Raw genomic sequence first — 15,733 nt, 5'->3', positions numbered from 1 at the left:
GGTGTCTATTTAATGGTATTTCATGCCGTTTAACTAAACGAAGCCAAAAGATAGTTAGAGCGTAATTCACCTGAAAGCATTGCAACAGATTGATGATTAAACGGTTATTTTGGCTTCGCAAGAGCCTGGTTTGGATAAGGGCTGATTAAGCCCGTGTGGGTGTATAGGCGGCGAAGTACGGAACACATCAAGGCGCGGCGAGCATAAAATTTCGCCACAGTGACGCCGGATATATGTCAGCATGCCGATCTATCATCAAGCACCTTGCGCTTTCGGGGGCGTCCATATATGTCTATTTAATGTATTTAATGATCATTGTTAGCCATGACTTAAACGCATCACCTAATTAATTTCTGTCTTAATTAGGCGTGCAGCGTCATCCATCAGAGTTAACGAAAAAAGTAATCCTGCAGCCAATATTAATAATAAAATAGAGCCAACAAATGCAAACATTGCAGGGATAAGACCTAATTGTTTTAAAAGTAGTTCATATGCAATTAGGGGTGAAATCCCTAACGTTCCGCAAAAAGTATAAAGAAGAAAAATAGAGATCTGTGTTTTCCACCTATTTTTTCTTTCAACATATTTTGTATTCCAAATAAATTTATTAGATTCTATATCAATCGAAAGATACTTTTTACACATTCCAAACTTTTTGATGTGACAATACGCGCCCGGTGTATATAAAAACCATTCAATAAATTTGGGCTCTAACGCTCTCTTAGTTACACAATTTAGGGCCACTAATAACGTACTTAAATTTTCGTTTGCATCTTTACCACATAATTGTCGTAGTTTTTCGTAGTGTTCTAAATTTAAGGTGTGGTATTTAATTGATGTCATTCTAATTCTAGAAATTAAAAAGGGGATTGTTACACCTGAAATGATTAGTGCTAAAAATGATGAGATTAATTCAATTGGCACCGAGATATCCTTGTCTGGCTAACGCTTTGCTAAGCGGCAATAAAGTAGCTGGCTAAATTTAGCGAGGAACGAGCAAAAGCCAGCTGTTTTTTGTCCGTTTAAGCAACTTGTTAGAGCTAAATTTCTTCCAACATAGCTCCAAAGTTGTTCCATTTTTCGAGTATGACATTATGCAAGGAATTAGAAACTGTATCAATCGATTGCCCAACTAAAGCAGCAGCGCTATTAAAGCCTTTAGTGCTTGAGTTAACTTCTATTTGCATTGAACCTTGCCCAAATACATGAGAAACGCCGTCAGTTGGATTTGTATATCCTTTAAATAAACCACGAAGAAAACCACCTAAACCTGAATTGGTTTCCAATGTGTTTAGGTGAGATACAGCTAAAACAGTTAACTCATTTAGAAGGTTTAAAGTTAAGTTAAGTTCATTGAGTATTAGTGATTTGATAAAGCCGGAATAAAAATAGTTTGATAAGTACTCTTTGGCTTCAATTTCAGTGTAGTTATGTTCAGCTAAAAGCATTATTGCATTTAATTTTATATTATTCTCAATATCATTAATTACTTGAAGAAGTGAACTTTTAATCTTAGGTATATCGAGAGAAATTATGGCTCTCATCGATATCTTACGATCTCCATTGGGGTTACTTAAAAGAGAAGAAACGTCGGATAAAAACAATAAATTGAATTTTGATATTTGAGAGCCAATATCATCTTTGAATTTATCTGCATCCCAGCAATTCATATGCTTAACCTTACTATAGCCCTAACCGCTTATTACGAAGCCAACGTCTCTAGTCTTGCAGCAACGATTGGCACCTTTATCACAATGTCACTATTTGGTGACGATCAAACCCACCATCATAGTCAGTAGACTACCCCTGAATATCGCTCAACCCAAGCGCTGCTTCGATAACAAAAGAAGACAGAGGTGTATTACTGATGCGCCTTACCACAGACATAATCGCCGCATCAGAAATCCCGGTTGCTAAAACTCCCCAGCTCCACCACTCGCTCGGTGTTTTTGCTACTTATTTGTGGGTATAAGATCACAATTTGGCAGCTTAAATCGCCGCCATGGCAGGCTGTTGGGGCGCTAAAGTGTGATCCGTTCGGCACTTTTGTTGCGGTTGTTCATAACTTTTCACAACTTGCCTTAACCCGTTCATAGGTTGGCACCACCTGTTCATACCTGATCCGTAATCTGCCCTTATCGGAAAAGATCTGAGTCGCTCAGATCTTGAATTTAACTGATGAGAGTTACTCGGATGAAACGTCGTCTGTTTGTTGCATTACTGCTGGTTAGCACCAGTGTTGGCCTTAGCGCCGCCCCGTGGAGTCAGCAAGATCCACAACAAGTAATGGCCACCTTAACTGCCAAGTTTGAGCAGGGTCAGTATTCGAAAAAAGGCGCAGACAGCTGTTTGATGTGCCACAAGAAAAACCAAAAAGTAATGGCCATTTTTGATGGTGTCCACGGCCAAGCTAACGGCAACAGCCCGATGGCCGGTTTGCAGTGCGAAGCCTGTCACGGCCCGCAAGGCAAACACAATCGCGGCGGCAAAGAGCCAATGCTGGACTTTGGTGCCAACGCCAGTGCCTCGGTTGCGGCGCAAAACTCGGTGTGCATGGGCTGTCACCAAGACGCCGAACGCATGAGCTGGCACGCCTCTACCCACAACATGGAAGAAGTGACCTGCGCCAGCTGTCACAGCGTCCATGCCGCGCAAGATCCGGTGCTCAACCCCGTGACTCAAAACGACACCTGTTTGGCCTGTCACACCGAGCAGAAGATGAAGTCGCATCAGCGTTCTAGCCACCCAATTGAGTCTGGCGAGATGCTGTGCAGCGACTGCCACAACCCGCACGGCAGCATGAACGACAGCGCCCTGACCGAGATCACCGTGAACGACAGCTGCTACAACTGCCACGCCGAGAAACGGGGCCCATTCCTGTGGGAGCACCAGCCGGTTATCGACAACTGCGCCAACTGCCACGACGCCCACGGCAGCGTGAATGACGATCTGCTGAAAGTGCGGGCACCACTGCTGTGTCAGCAATGTCACGCTGGCAACGTGCACAGCCAGCGCCCATACAGCGATAACGGCGACAGCGCCTTTACCGCCGGTGGCAGCTGCTTGAACTGCCACAACCAGATCCATGGCTCTAACCATCCGCAAGGCCAAGCGCTGCAGCGCTAAGCAAGGAGATCACGATGAACAAGAACCTGATTACCTTAGCGATTTTAGCGGCTGCTGCGGCACCGGTAAGCGCAACTGATTTTGGGGTTGGTGCCGCCAATACCCACAAGGTGAATTTTGACAAATGGCAGTGCAAAAAGTGCAGCAACCGGAACGGTTGGCGCGCGGAATTGGCGCTGAACAGCCTGACCGCAAACGTTGATGACGCCCACGCCAGCAATGCCCTTGGGATCGATGGCAACGGCACCACCGTTGCGATTGATGGCACGGTGCAGCAGCGCAATAACCAAGGTTGGCAGTTGCAGGCACAGGCGCAAGGTTTGGGCTTAGAGCACGGCGATGCCAATGCCACGCTGAGCAAGGACGATTTCAGCGCCAACGTTAGTCTGCGTCAGTTCTATCACGTCGACAGCACCGCCGCCCGCACCAATCTTGACCAAGTGGGTAACCAACTGGTGATTGGCGCTGAACACGACGTCGCACTGGAGCTGAAACGCCAGCAGCTGGGGTTGGCGTTAGGCCAAGGGCTTCACGTATTTGGTTTGCCGCTGCAAACCGAGTTGAGCGTGGCCAGCGAAAAGAAAACCGGCCAGCAGGCCAAAGGCTTAACCTACGGCACTCACACGGTGGATGGCGTATCGGTACAGCAGTTGGCGGCGCGGGTTGATCAGCGCACGGATCAACTGGCGGCCAGCGCAGCCTTAAATGGCGGCGATTGGCAGGCCAAGCTGGCTTACCAAGGGTCGCAATTTGAAAACCAGCAGGGTGAGGTGTTCCACAACACCTTTGGCAGCTTGTACGCCGCCGCCCCAGATAACCAAGCGCACCAGCTGCAGCTGTCGGGCAACTACCTAACCGAGCTGGGCCAGTTTGATGGTCGCATCGCTGTGGGCCGCATGATCCAAGACGACCAACTGCACAACGTTGCCGCCAGCCCAATCAGCAACTGGGATGGCGAAGTTGACACCCAGGATCTGCTGCTGCGTTACACCACCATGGTGTCGCCAAAGCTGCGGCTGCAAGCCAGCGTGAACCAGCGCGAGCGCAACAACAACAGCTCGGTACACGCCTTTGCCAAAGATCGTTTCGATTACGACGGCGTAAGCGGGGTGGTAGAGCAAAACGTGCTGCTGGACAGCGAACGTCAACAAGCCAAATTGCGCGCCAACTACCGAGTTGATGCGGATCTGCGTGTTGATGCGGGCTATCAGTGGCAGCGCGATGATCAACACCAAAGCGACGGTCTTGGCCAACAAGAAGCGGTAATCACCAACAGCCTGTGGGCCAGCGCCAACTACCGCGGCTTTGACACGTGGCAGCTGCGCTTCACCGCCGGTGCCGAGCAGCGCGATGGCTCTCAGTTTGAAGCCAACGACGTGACCTCAACCCAAAGCAATAAGTTGCTGCGTAAGTACTATCTGGCGGATCGCAACCGCATCCACACCGAGCTGAAGCTAAGCCATCAGCCCAACGCCAAACTGGCGTTAGAACTGACCGCCAAACTGGCCCAAGACGACTACCACAACACCAACATTGGCCTAACCGAATCCCGCGATAGCCAATATCAGTTCAGCGCCAGTTACCAGCTGAGCCAACACAGCAGCCTGTATGGCTTTGCTGCCCAGCAGTGGATCGATTCCCAGCAGCAGGGCGAATACAACGGCCAGTGGCAGGGCGACATCGACGATCGCTTTATCACGCTGGGTGCCGGTGCTGAAGTGGCCCAGCTGTGGCGCGACGAGCTAAGCGCTGGGGTTGATTACGCCTACGCCGATTCCAGCTCTGACGCCGACAACTCGGCGGCGGATCACGGTGGCTTTGACGATTACCAAAGCGTCAGCCACAGCGTCAACCTGTGGGGCCGTTACCAGCTGTCGCAGCGCAGCGCCGTCAAGCTGGATTACCGCTACGAACGCTTAAACGACAGCGACTACCAAAGCGTGGCCACCAACGCCGTTAGCGGCCTGCGCACCTTGGGTGACTTAGATCACAACTACAACGCGCATCTGCTGATGCTGACCTATTCCATTTCCTTGTGAGCGTCTTCGTGTAAACGAGACATGGGCGGTTACGCCGCCCATTTGATTAGAGGGTTTTAACCTATGCAACGCCGCGATTTTTTGAAAATGAGCGCCACCATGAGCGCCGCCGCCGTGGTTACTGGCTGCAGCTCTGAATCGAGCAAGCCAACCGCGCCAACCACGCCAACCCCAGTAAACGAAAAGATGAACTGGTCGGCTTGTTTGGTGAACTGTGGCTCTAACTGCCCAGTGCGGGTGTTCTCCCGTGATGTCAATGGTCAGCAAACCATCACCCGCATCGAAACCGACTTCACCCGCGAAGGCGAAAAGGATGAGTACGGTGTGGATCAGAACGTGCGCGCCTGTTTGCGTGGCCGCTCTTTGCGTAAGCGCGTATACGCACACGACCGCTTAAAGTACCCAATGAAGCGCGTTGGCCCTCGTGGCAGCGGCAACTTTGAGCGCATCAGCTGGGATGAAGCGCTGAGCACCGTGGCGTCTGAACTGTCGCGTTTGCGCGGTGAACATGGGCCAGAATGTACCCACTTTACCTACAACTCGGGCGCCGGTTACCACTTTACCGGGAAGCAGTGTCTGTTCCGCCTGATGAACATCATGGGCGGCTACATGGGCAGCTACGGTGATTACTCGTGGGCGCAGCTGTATAAAGCCTCGCAGTACACCTTTGGTGCGGCCAAATACGGCTGGAAGGGCTCTTCCAACTCCGAGATGAAGAACTCTGACTTTGTGTTGATGATTGGCCACAACCCATCAGAGATCCGCATGTCGGGTTCCGGTGAATCTTACGATTACTTGAACATCATCCAAGCTAAGCAACGCGCTCGCGCTGCGGGAACCGAGCAGTTTAAGTGCGTGATCATCGATCCGCGTTACACCGATTCGGCCTTGGGTAAAGAGGATCAATGGGTGCCGGTTCGTCCGGGCACCGATGCGGCCTTAGCGGAAGCCTTGGCTTACGTGATCATCAGCGAAAACCTGCACGATCAAGCCTTCCTTGATACCTACGTACAGGGTTTTGACGACAGCACCATGCCCGCGGAATACCAAGGCAAGGGCCTGTCTTACTCTGAGCACATCTTGGGCAACGGCGAAGATAACACCGCCAAAACCCCAGAATGGGCAGAGAAGATCTGTGGCGTACCCGCCAACGACATTCGCACCTTAGCCCGCGAATTTGCCAACGCCAGCACCCCGTTTGTGCACATTGCCGCCTCGCTGTCTCGTCAAGCCGCCGGTGAAAACAACACCCGTGCTTGCTACATGTTGCCGCTGCTGGTGGGCGCAGTTGGCCGCTCTGGCACCAACAACGGTGGCCTGTGTTCTGGTTCTTCGCTAACGGCACCGAAGATGCCGACACTGGGCAACCTCAGCACCGTAAACAAAAAGATCTCGTTCTTCACTTGGACTCAAGCCATTGAAGACGGCAAAAACATGTCGGTACTGAAAGACGGCGTGATCTTGGCCGATGAGGATAAAGACGCCAACGGCGACGGCAAGCTTGGCGTTGATATCAAAGCGATCATCAACTACGCCGGTAACGCGCTGATCAACCAGCACTCTGACACCACCGAAACCAAGCGCATCCTGTCTGACGACAGCAAGTGTGAACTGATTGTGGTGATCGACAACTGGATGACCCCATCGGCGGAATGGGCCGACATCGTGCTGCCGGACATCTCGTGGCTGGAAGCGGAAGACGACTTGGTGAACCAATCCTACGCCGCCGGCGATGTTGGCACCTTGGTGCAGATGTCTTCTGCCGTTGGCCCAATGTGGGAGTGTCGTGATGCCTACGACATCGCCTTAGGCTTGGCTAAGCAGTGGGGCGTTGAAGGGCAGTTCACGGAAGGCAAAAGCAAGGATCAATGGCGTGCCGAGTTCTACGCTACGGCGCAGAATGCGACCCCAGAATTGCCAAGCAAAGCGGTCATGATGGAGCAGGGGATCTTCCGTAAGTACCTGCCAAACGGCTCTTACATCGTGCTAGAGGATTACCGCAACGATCCGGTGGCCAATAAATTGGGCACCCCATCGGGCAAAATCGAGATGTTCTCTACCGAGCTGCAAACCATGGCAGACACGTGGACCCTCGCCGCCGGTGACGTGATTTCGGCGCTGCCGAAGTACGTACCAACCTGGGATGGCTACCAAGAGAACAGCGCCATTGATGGCGAAGCGGATAAGATCGCCAAGTACCCATTGCAGCTGCACGGCTACCACACCAAAGGCCGCGCGCACTCTTCTTACCACAACGTGCCGTGGCTGCGTGAAGCGGTACAGGATGCGGTATGGATGAACCCGGTTGATGCCGCCGAACGTGGCCTGAGCAGCAACGATTTGGTTCACGTTTACAACGATCGCGGCACCATTGAACTGCCGGTGAAAGTAACCCCACGGATCATGATTGGCGTAACCGCATTGGGCCAAGGCGCTTGGGTTAAGTTCAACGACAGCGGCATTGATACCGGCGGCTGTTTGAACACCGTCACTTCACAGCGTCCCACCCCAGTGTCGAAAGGTAATGGCCAACACACCAACCGTGTTGAGATCAAAAAGGCTTAATAGGAGCGAATGATGTCTAGCAATAAACAGTACGGCTTTTTTGTCGACACCAGTAAGTGTACTGGCTGTAAAACCTGTCAGGTAAGCTGCAAAGATCGCTCCGATCTGCCAGTGGGGGTTAACTTTCGTCGCGTCTATGAATACGGCGGTGGCACCTGGAACAAAGATGAAAACGGCGTCGTAAGCCAAAACGTGTTTGCTTACTACACCTCAATCAGCTGTAACCACTGCAGCGAGCCAGCGTGCACCAAAGCGTGCCCAACCGGTGCCATGCACAAGCGCCGTGAAGACGGCTTGGTGCACGTAGACAAAAACGTCTGCATTGGCTGCGAAAGCTGTGCCCGCGCTTGCCCATACGATGCGCCGCAGATGGATCACGCCAAAGGCTACATGACCAAGTGCGATGGCTGTTACGACCGCATTGCCCAAGGCTTAAAGCCAACCTGTGTTGAATCCTGCCCAATGCGAGCATTGGATTACGACACCATGGATAACCTGCGCGCCAAGTACCCGACGGCTGCACAGCCGGATGTGGCACCGCTGCCAAACTCCAACATCACCAACCCGAACCTGCTGATCGCTAAGAACCGCTTAAGCCAAGCCAGCGGTTCGGCCGCGGGTGAAGTGTTGAACCACGCGGAAGTGTAACGCGTTCGGGGGCCATTGGCCCCTTGTTTGATGTTGTATCTTTTACTGTTGCGGCGCCGAATGCGTTATCGCCTTTGGCGTTGTGCAGCGAGTTTGCTTTGATGGGGGAATGTCGCGGTGGCGACGGCACCCAAAGGGAGCTTCGCCTCTTTGGAATCCCCTTTGCCTTAGGTCGGCACCCAAAACGCTGCGCTGGGCACCTCCAATGCGGTGGTAGATCAAAGGCGACATCGCTGCTGCGGTAAGTGAGCATGCGAGTGAACTCATCGCTGTGGATGGCAAGAGCCAACATCAAACTGCCTGCAACCTTGTTTCATCCCCATAGGATCCGTGAAAGGAATTGATATCGTGTTGACCCAAGCTCAAATTCAGGACTTCCAAGCTCAATGCAACGTGCTGTATCACGCGCTGTATTTCGAGCCAAGCGATTGCCTGTTGGATCAGTTTCGTGCCACTGGCATTGAGCACAGCTGGCCGCAAACCGGCCGTGCCGAGCCACGACAAGCGGGGTTGAATAAACTGACCAGCGCCTTGCAGTTGGATAACGACAGCCTACTGAGCGAGATAAAGCGAGATCATATGGCGCTGTTTGTTGGCCCCAGTGAAATCAAAGCGATCCCGTGGGGCTCGCCTTACCTGCATGAAAAACGCTTGTTGTGTGGCCCTTCAACCATCGCCTTGGCTGAGTTTTATCAGCACCACGGGATCTTGGTTGAAACCCAAACCAACGAACCGGTGGATCACATCGGCTTGGTGTTGTCGGCCATTTCCGCCTTGCTGGCGGACGAAGCCAAACAGCAAAATGGCCATGCGCTGGCGGCGCTGAACGTGCTATTGGCAGAGCATCTGTTGCCGTGGTCAGGCCGTTTTCTGGCGATCATGCAAGCGCAGGCGCAAAGCGATTACTACCAAGGCATCGCCCTCCTAACCGATTCGGTGCTTGGGGATCTGCAGCAACAATTGCAGGTTGAAGCGTTGCAACTGCAGTTGTTTCAGTAAATCGGTTGCGTGCAAAAAAAACTAAGAGGCTTCGGCCTCTTTTTTTTGATCTTGCCTTGGGCTTCACGTGGGGGGGCAGATCACAGTTTGGCTTGGCCATCGCGGCGATCTTTTGGTCTTTGCCGAGAATGAAATTACCATCGCTGCCACAACAAAGTGCGGTGGTTATGGAGCAACGGCTGCAGCTTAGGTACGCGGCAAAGCCCCTTGTGGGCATGCGCGGGTTTAAGCCCATTTGAAATGCCATCACGGCGATTGCCGCCAAAGAGTGAACCCACCAATGACAATGACCTACCGCCGCAAAGTGTTGGCCACCACCGCGCAAGAGCTCACGGCGCTGATTGCCAGCCACAACCGTGCCGGAAAGATGCAGTTGGTGGCGCTGGACGAAGCCAGCGTCGCGGACAACACCATCACCAATACCACCTTAGCCACGCTGCGCTGCACTCAGTGCGGCAACCACAGCGGCTATTTGGCGCGGGATCTGGTGGTACACCCAGCCAAAAACTTGAATCAATACTGTGCCCAATGTCGGCCAGCACCCGCAGCGGCAACCCCTGCTGCGGGGTCTAAGGGCTACACCATCAAGGGGGCGTACTTTGCCAATAAAAAGGCTTTGTTGGCCCACGTGAGAGCCAAGTTTGATCACCATAAGCAGTGCCAGCGATTGCAGCTGTTGGAGAAAGAACGGTGGCTGGAACTGCAATTTAACTGCACTCAGTGCGGCAATAAAAAAGTGGTGCAGCCATTGAACCACCTGTTTCGTGACGGAGCCGTGCATTGCCACTATTGCGCCAGCGTGAAAGCAGCGCAGTTAAGCGATCAGCTGGAACACAGCCGTGATGGCCGCGAGTTCTATGATCTGTTTCAGCTGGATGGCTACCGTTTTGCCACCATCGAAGCGGCAGGATCGGAGTATCGTGTCCTGCCCGATGGCTACGATCCGCAGCAGGCGCAAAGTTGTCATGCCAATGGTTGGCACGGTGCCGACAGCAAGGTGTTGATGGAGTGCATCGAGTGCGGTTATTTGCTGTCTCGCTCTGCGTATTACGATCTTCGCAGCCACCTGTTACTGAACAAACGCCCGGCCATCCCGTGCCCGGCTTGCCACGATACCGCCGCAACCTATCAGCAGCGTACCGAGGAACTGCAACAGAAACTGCCGGGTTCGAAGGTGGAACAGTGGCTGGATGGTTGGGGCAAGCCAATAGCGCACAGTAAGAAGACCTGGCAGCAACGAGCGGTATTAAGTTACGCGGTGCAGATGCAGTGCGATCAAGGCCACCGTTATCAGCGCCCATTGAGTGACATCATCAAGCAAGGCGCCAGCTGCCCAGAGTGCACCGGCTTTCATTGGCACATTAAAAGCTTGCTGCGTTTGGCTGAACACAATCCCGATGAACTGTATAAACGGCGGGTGCTGTATTGGCTTACCTTTGTTGAAATCGACACGGGTGAGCGTTTCTGGAAAATCGGCTTGGCCTCCAGTGATAACCTGAGTGGCCGTTATCCCCGCGCCAATTTGCAACGTGATGGGGTAGAGATAATCGAACAAAAGGTGCTTACTTGCAGCAATTTTGAAGCGATCGTAACTGAACGCACGGTATTGCAGCAGCATCAACAGCAGGCGCTGGATAAACGTCAACGCTTGGTGCATTCGGCGGGTGGCACCGAATGTTTTGCCACCGATGTGTTGGCGGGGCAATCGTTGGCGCAAGTGGTTCAGGCCAGTTTGGCCCGGCCATTATTGATTGATGGCCAGCCGGTGCAGGTTAACTTTGATCCCGCGCGGGCCGCCAGCTTGCGCCGCCACAAACAGCCAGAGCCCGCCATCAGCGCTTATTCGGCTGATTTCACAACCAATACTGAGCATTAAACAGTGGCCTTTTAGCGCCTGCGAACGATGTTAGGTGCTGACACAGCGGTAATGTGTCCCAAGGCTTGTTCGCGCAAGCTTATCGATCCCTTCATTATCCAAGGAACGGTTTATGGCGCTTACCACGGCACAACGAAAATTCATCTTCATCGACAACGGCATTGGGGCCGTGCTGTTTAATACCCTGTTAAACGCGGGGATCGGCTGGCTGTTGTTCAGTTCGATGGCCTTGGTGCCGCTGTGGGGCGAGCACAGCATTGGCGGAGATCTACTGGCGTCGGGGCTGCTGCTGCCGTTGCTGGTGGCCTTAATTGCTGGGGCGCTGATTAAGAAGCAACTGCAGCACGGTAAAGTGGAAGCGATTGCTGTGCCTGGGGTGTTAGCCGGATCTTGGCTGCGCTGGACAACGGGCCGCTTCGGCTTGGTGTTGGGGCTGTTCTGCGTGTGTTTCGCGGCGTTACCGATGGTGGCTTTGTTGCAACTGAGCGGTGCGGAAGCGGTAACGGGCACGCAGATGATCGCTTTTAAAGCGGTTTGGAGCGGGGTGTTGTCGGTGTTGGTGTCGCCACTGGTGGCGTTCTGGAGCCTCTTGCGCTTTAACGGCTTAACCAGCGCCGATCCCAGCCAAGCAGCCGCAGTGTAAATTGCCGCCACAAAAAAACGGAGCCCGATGGCTCCGTTTTTTGTGGCGTTAGCGCAGCGGTTAACCGCAGCACTTTTTGTATTTTTTACCACTGCCACAGCGGCAAGGATCGTTGCGGCCAGGAGTTTTCTCTGAGGTGACGGTGGTGTTTTTGTTGATCAGCACATCCAGCTCGGCGGTTTGCTCTGGTTCATCAGCCACCACCGTGATGTTCGCAACCAGCTCCTGCTCCGCCACAATGGCCGTCAGTTCGTGCAAGCGCTCCGTGGTGGCAACTTGCAGGGTCAGCGGGTTGTCGGTGCTGCCCAGTTTGGCTTCACGCTTGGTGTTATAACCAAAACTTTCGTGTTTTGGTTTCTTTTCAATTTTGCCTTTATAGAAGAACTTGGACATGAGCGTGCCTATGTTGAAACGGATGCTGGGCGCAGGGTTATACCGTTTATTGCCCTAGGCTGCAACGGTTGTTAATTGCACTTATGTTTGGGGCGGTATCGTTTGAGTAAAGGTAGCCACAATAAACACAGGGATCGAGGATGAAAAAAGCAGTGATGTTAATCGCCTGTCTGCCGATGTTCGCGCAGGCAAAATCGATTTTTGCTGATGTGCAGATCAATCAATTGGCGCAGTCACAGCAATCGCAGTGGCAGCTCAGTGAGCAACCCGCGCCGCAATACCCGAAGGCGTTGGCGCAAAAGATGAGCCGAGGTTGTGGCGTGTTTCAACTGAGGTTGGCTGCGGATGCCAGCATCACCGAAGTCACCATGGCGGAATCGGTGGTGTTAGGCACGTCGAAACGGGTCTTTTTGACCGAAACCAAGAAGCTGTTATCGCAGTTGCAGTGGCAGGCGGCTCATCAAGTTGCCTTGCCATCGCAGGCGACAGTACGGGTGGATTACTGCCTAAGCAGTGAATCTAGCCAACACAGCGAAGCGATGTGCCAGCGTCAGGCGCAAACGGCTTGCCAGATGTGATCCGTGCTAACGCGCTTATTTCCTTATGAACCGGGGCTGCATCCGCAGCCCCTTTTTTTATGCGCCCAGAGGCTGATACAGCTGCCGCACCGTTTGCTTTAACCACTGCACTTTGGGGTTATGACCATTGCGCTTATGCCACAACATCGCGAACGAGATCTCCAGCAGTTGCAACTGGGGCGGAGTGAGCGGCAACGGCAGCGTGACTAAATCCGGATGCAGCTGCTGGCAATAATGGCGACAGTAAGCGGGGGCGGTGGTGAGCCGCTGTTGATCAGGCTGAGCCGCCAAAAACAGCGATTGTTCAAAGCTGGATGCCGTAACCGTAACCCGACGGTTTAAGCCGGCTTCGGCCAGCACCTCGTCCAGTGCCCAGGTGTCGCTTTTTTCCCACAGAATGTTGATGTGGTCGTAGCGTAAAAAGGCCGCCAGATCCCACGGCTGCGACAGCGCCGGATGGTCACGGCGCAGATACACCTGCGGCAGATCGGTAAATAAGATTTCGTGATCGATAAAGTAGGGCAGCAGCGCCAACGACTCTTTGGATCGAGGGTGAATTTCGCGGCCGCTGAACCCCAGATCCGCCTCGCCTCGAATAATGGCGTCAACGGAATCGTAATCCCAGTTGCTGATCTTCACCGTGGCATCACCATAATGTTGCTGCGCCAGCTGCAATAACTCATTCATCTTGATCAACTGCAGCGGCGATTCCATCTGCAGTTGCAGCCGCACCTCTTTCGGTTTGGCATCGCTGCGTTTGGCTAAAATTTGGCTGCCGATTTGCAGCCATTCGGCCAGTTCCGGCTCAATCGATTGCGCTAATGGCGTTGGCCGCAGCCCCAATGGGGTTTTAACAAACAGCGGATCGGCAAACCACAGCCGCAGCTTATTCAGGGATTTGCTGACGGTGGACGGGGTGACGTTGAGCTTCTTCGCCGTGTGGCTCACGCTGTTTTCCTGCAGCAGCAGTTGCAACGTAAGCAGTAGGTTAAGATCCAGCGGTGCCAGAGATTTTTTCATTGTTCGCGGTCGCCGTAACGGGGGCAGGGGATAGCGGCCATAGTAAGAAGCCAAGGCTGATAACGCCACCTCCGGCCAGAATAACCAGCAGCATGGTGCTGGCGCTGACTTGCAGCCAGCCGAGCAGCCATATGTACAGGGCGCTGCTGCAGATCTGGGCGATCCCCAGCAACGAACTGGCCACCCCAGCCCGAGCTTGATAGGGCGCTAACGCTTGGCTCATTGCCACCCCAAAGCCGCAGGCAAAACCCGCGCAGATCAACGCCAGCGCGACCAACAGGGTGCTGTTACTTGAACCGATAAGCAACAGCAATGCCGCGCCAATAAAGCTGACTTGGCTGAGCAGCAACAGTGGGCGTTCGCCGACGCGGCCGAGTAACCACGGCGCCGAGAAAGACACCATCATGCTGATCAGCGCCGTTGCGGCCATGACGCTGGCGTAGTCACTGCGGCTGAACCCCAACTGTTGCATCAGCAGCAGCGGCGACACATTTACGTAGGTCAGAATGGCAGTAACCCCGAACGAGGTGATGATCAAAAAGCGGATGAAAGGGGCCTGAAGGAACGATTCAGAGCGTTGTTCTGGGGCGGATGGGGTGTTGGTGGCCGTGAGCGGCCCAGGCCGACTTTCGTTGAGCACCAGCAGCGCCAGCACCACCACTGCCGCGCCCAGCGCCGCCATGGTGTAGAACAGCGCGGTCCACGGTTGTTGCAGCATGATCAAATGCCCCAGCACGGGGGCCAACACCGGCATGATGCAGGTGATGCCGTTAAGCATGGTCAGCACCTTCGCCCGTTGTGGCTCTGCTAAGGTGTCGCGCAGTATCGCAAACGCCACCACGTAACAGCCCCCTGCGCCAATGCCTTGGCCAAGTCGAGCCCATAAGAAGGCGCTGCTGTGCAGGGCTTGGGCAGCGTACAGCGATGCCGCCATAAAGATAACCGCAGCAACAATGGCAACCGGTTTGCGCCCCAGCTGATCCGAAACCCGACCCGCCACCGCCATGCTGGCGGCCATGCCGGCAAGGTACACCGAAAAGGCCATGTGCAGCTGCGCTTCACTGGCGCCAAGGGCGGTGGCAATGTTAGGCAACCCCACCAGATACAGATCAATGGCGGTGGGATAAAGCAAGACTAGGGCGCTGGCACACAGTAAAGAACGGAACATAAAGACCTCGTTAGTTGATAACGAGGAGGATAGGCGCTTAGGCAGAGGCAGCCGAGTGGTTTTGGCGACAACAGCGATGTCGGCTGGCGACATCGCCGTTGGCTTGGGGCGCGCACCAAGGCGCGGGCAGGGTCATGTCAGCTGGCGTGAGTGACGCTGGCGGTAACGTGCCCACGCTCGTTAGCGCAGCACCACCCCTTCGGTTTGCAGTACCGAGCTGACTTCGGCTCGATCGATGATCTTCACCAAGGTGGATTGAATGGTTTCATCTTCGCGCGCGTCGGTTTGGCTGGCAAAGCGTTGCTCTTGGGCGGGAGTGCCTTCGGCAAGGATAAATTCAATCGCCACCTCGGTGGCGCAATCGGCGCTGTTACCAAAGTAGGTCAGGGTGATTTGCGGGTAACCTTTAAAGCCTTTTTTTACGTGCTTGGCGATGCGTTTTTTCGCTTTATCGATGTTCATCCAAAATCCTACGGTTAACGATGTGAACGAGCAGCCACAGGGTGTTGTGCGCCAGCGCTGCGGCAATTAAGCGGTCAGGGCGGGCTGTGGTTATCGTGCGGGCAATGGTAACAAAACCCCATCAATTAGCGATGGTTAATCGGTGCTGACGGGCGCTGAGCGGTGAACGGCCAGCCGCGAATCGCCGCGCGTTGCAACCGCGCTGCCCCCGAGGGG

The 15,733-nt window shown here is 53.8% G+C and carries 14 protein-coding genes; 8 read left to right on the top strand and 6 right to left on the bottom strand.

The genetic code is table 11. The annotated features are described in order from the left end of the window. Positions 1 to 342: 342 nt before the first annotated feature. Together Q0796_RS00745 and Q0796_RS00740 are read right to left on the bottom strand one after the other, a co-directional pair. The gene (locus tag Q0796_RS00745) at positions 343 to 924 is read right to left on the bottom strand and encodes a hypothetical protein (RefSeq protein ID WP_298439238.1); all 582 of its coding nucleotides are present in this window, start codon (positions 922 to 924) and stop codon (positions 343 to 345) included. A gap of 116 nt (positions 925 to 1,040) precedes the next feature. Next, positions 1,041 to 1,670, bottom strand: a complete 630-nt coding sequence (locus Q0796_RS00740) for a hypothetical protein (RefSeq protein ID WP_298439236.1) — start codon at positions 1,668 to 1,670, stop codon at positions 1,041 to 1,043. A gap of 523 nt (positions 1,671 to 2,193) precedes the next feature. On the opposite strand from Q0796_RS00740, the gene Q0796_RS00735 reads away from it, so the two are divergent. From Q0796_RS00735 to Q0796_RS00705, 7 genes are all read left to right on the top strand, one after another. Continuing rightward, a complete protein-coding gene (locus tag Q0796_RS00735) occupies positions 2,194 to 3,126 on the top strand; it encodes a DmsE family decaheme c-type cytochrome (RefSeq protein WP_298439234.1) in 933 nt (310 codons plus the stop codon). Between the two features lie 14 nt (positions 3,127 to 3,140). Beyond that, positions 3,141 to 5,165: an MtrB/PioB family decaheme-associated outer membrane protein gene (locus Q0796_RS00730; RefSeq protein WP_298439232.1), complete on the top strand. Its 2,025-nt coding sequence runs from the start codon at positions 3,141 to 3,143 to the stop codon at positions 5,163 to 5,165. 63 nt (positions 5,166 to 5,228) lie between these two features. Then, positions 5,229 to 7,730, top strand: coding sequence for a DMSO/selenate family reductase complex A subunit (locus Q0796_RS00725; RefSeq protein ID WP_298439230.1), 2,502 nt, complete (start codon positions 5,229 to 5,231; stop codon positions 7,728 to 7,730). A 12-nt stretch (positions 7,731 to 7,742) separates the two neighbouring features. Beyond that, positions 7,743 to 8,378: a DMSO/selenate family reductase complex B subunit gene (locus Q0796_RS00720; RefSeq protein ID WP_298439229.1), complete on the top strand. Its 636-nt coding sequence runs from the start codon at positions 7,743 to 7,745 to the stop codon at positions 8,376 to 8,378. A gap of 348 nt (positions 8,379 to 8,726) precedes the next feature. Further along, positions 8,727 to 9,377 carry a molecular chaperone TorD family protein gene (locus Q0796_RS00715; RefSeq protein ID WP_298439227.1) on the top strand — a complete coding sequence of 217 codons (651 nt, stop codon included), beginning with the start codon at positions 8,727 to 8,729 and terminating at the stop codon, positions 9,375 to 9,377. 280 nt (positions 9,378 to 9,657) lie between these two features. Then, the gene (locus Q0796_RS00710; protein ID WP_298439225.1) at positions 9,658 to 11,253 is read left to right on the top strand and encodes a hypothetical protein; all 1,596 of its coding nucleotides are present in this window, start codon (positions 9,658 to 9,660) and stop codon (positions 11,251 to 11,253) included. 112 nt (positions 11,254 to 11,365) lie between these two features. Then, positions 11,366 to 11,896 carry a hypothetical protein gene (locus Q0796_RS00705; RefSeq protein WP_298439224.1) on the top strand — a complete coding sequence of 177 codons (531 nt, stop codon included), beginning with the start codon at positions 11,366 to 11,368 and terminating at the stop codon, positions 11,894 to 11,896. 60 nt (positions 11,897 to 11,956) lie between these two features. Here Q0796_RS00705 and Q0796_RS00700 read toward each other — a convergent pair whose 3' ends face one another. After that, entirely contained in the window at positions 11,957 to 12,289 is a 333-nt protein-coding gene (locus Q0796_RS00700; protein ID WP_298439222.1) for a PBPRA1643 family SWIM/SEC-C metal-binding motif protein, read from the bottom strand. Between the two features lie 140 nt (positions 12,290 to 12,429). Here Q0796_RS00700 and Q0796_RS00695 point away from each other — a divergent pair, with 140 nt between their 5' ends. Next, positions 12,430 to 12,867 carry a hypothetical protein gene (locus Q0796_RS00695; RefSeq protein WP_298439220.1) on the top strand — a complete coding sequence of 146 codons (438 nt, stop codon included), beginning with the start codon at positions 12,430 to 12,432 and terminating at the stop codon, positions 12,865 to 12,867. Between the two features lie 57 nt (positions 12,868 to 12,924). Here Q0796_RS00695 and yidZ read toward each other — a convergent pair whose 3' ends face one another. The 3 genes from yidZ to Q0796_RS00680 form a co-directional block, all read right to left on the bottom strand. Beyond that, positions 12,925 to 13,887, bottom strand: a complete 963-nt coding sequence (yidZ, locus tag Q0796_RS00690; RefSeq protein ID WP_298439216.1) for an HTH-type transcriptional regulator YidZ — start codon at positions 13,885 to 13,887, stop codon at positions 12,925 to 12,927. After that, entirely contained in the window at positions 13,856 to 15,055 is a 1,200-nt protein-coding gene (locus Q0796_RS00685; RefSeq protein ID WP_298439214.1) for an MFS transporter, read from the bottom strand. Before Q0796_RS00685 ends, yidZ begins: the two co-directional genes overlap by 32 nt. A 180-nt stretch (positions 15,056 to 15,235) precedes the next feature. After that, positions 15,236 to 15,517, bottom strand: coding sequence for a hypothetical protein (locus Q0796_RS00680; protein ID WP_298439212.1), 282 nt, complete (start codon positions 15,515 to 15,517; stop codon positions 15,236 to 15,238). Between the last annotated feature and the right edge of the window lie 216 nt (positions 15,518 to 15,733).

This window comes from uncultured Ferrimonas sp., from assembly GCF_947489035.1.
Taxonomy (GTDB): domain Bacteria; phylum Pseudomonadota; class Gammaproteobacteria; order Enterobacterales; family Shewanellaceae; genus Ferrimonas.
The sequence above is the reverse complement of the archived record's forward strand: the minus strand, read 5'-3'. Positions and strand labels throughout refer to the sequence as shown.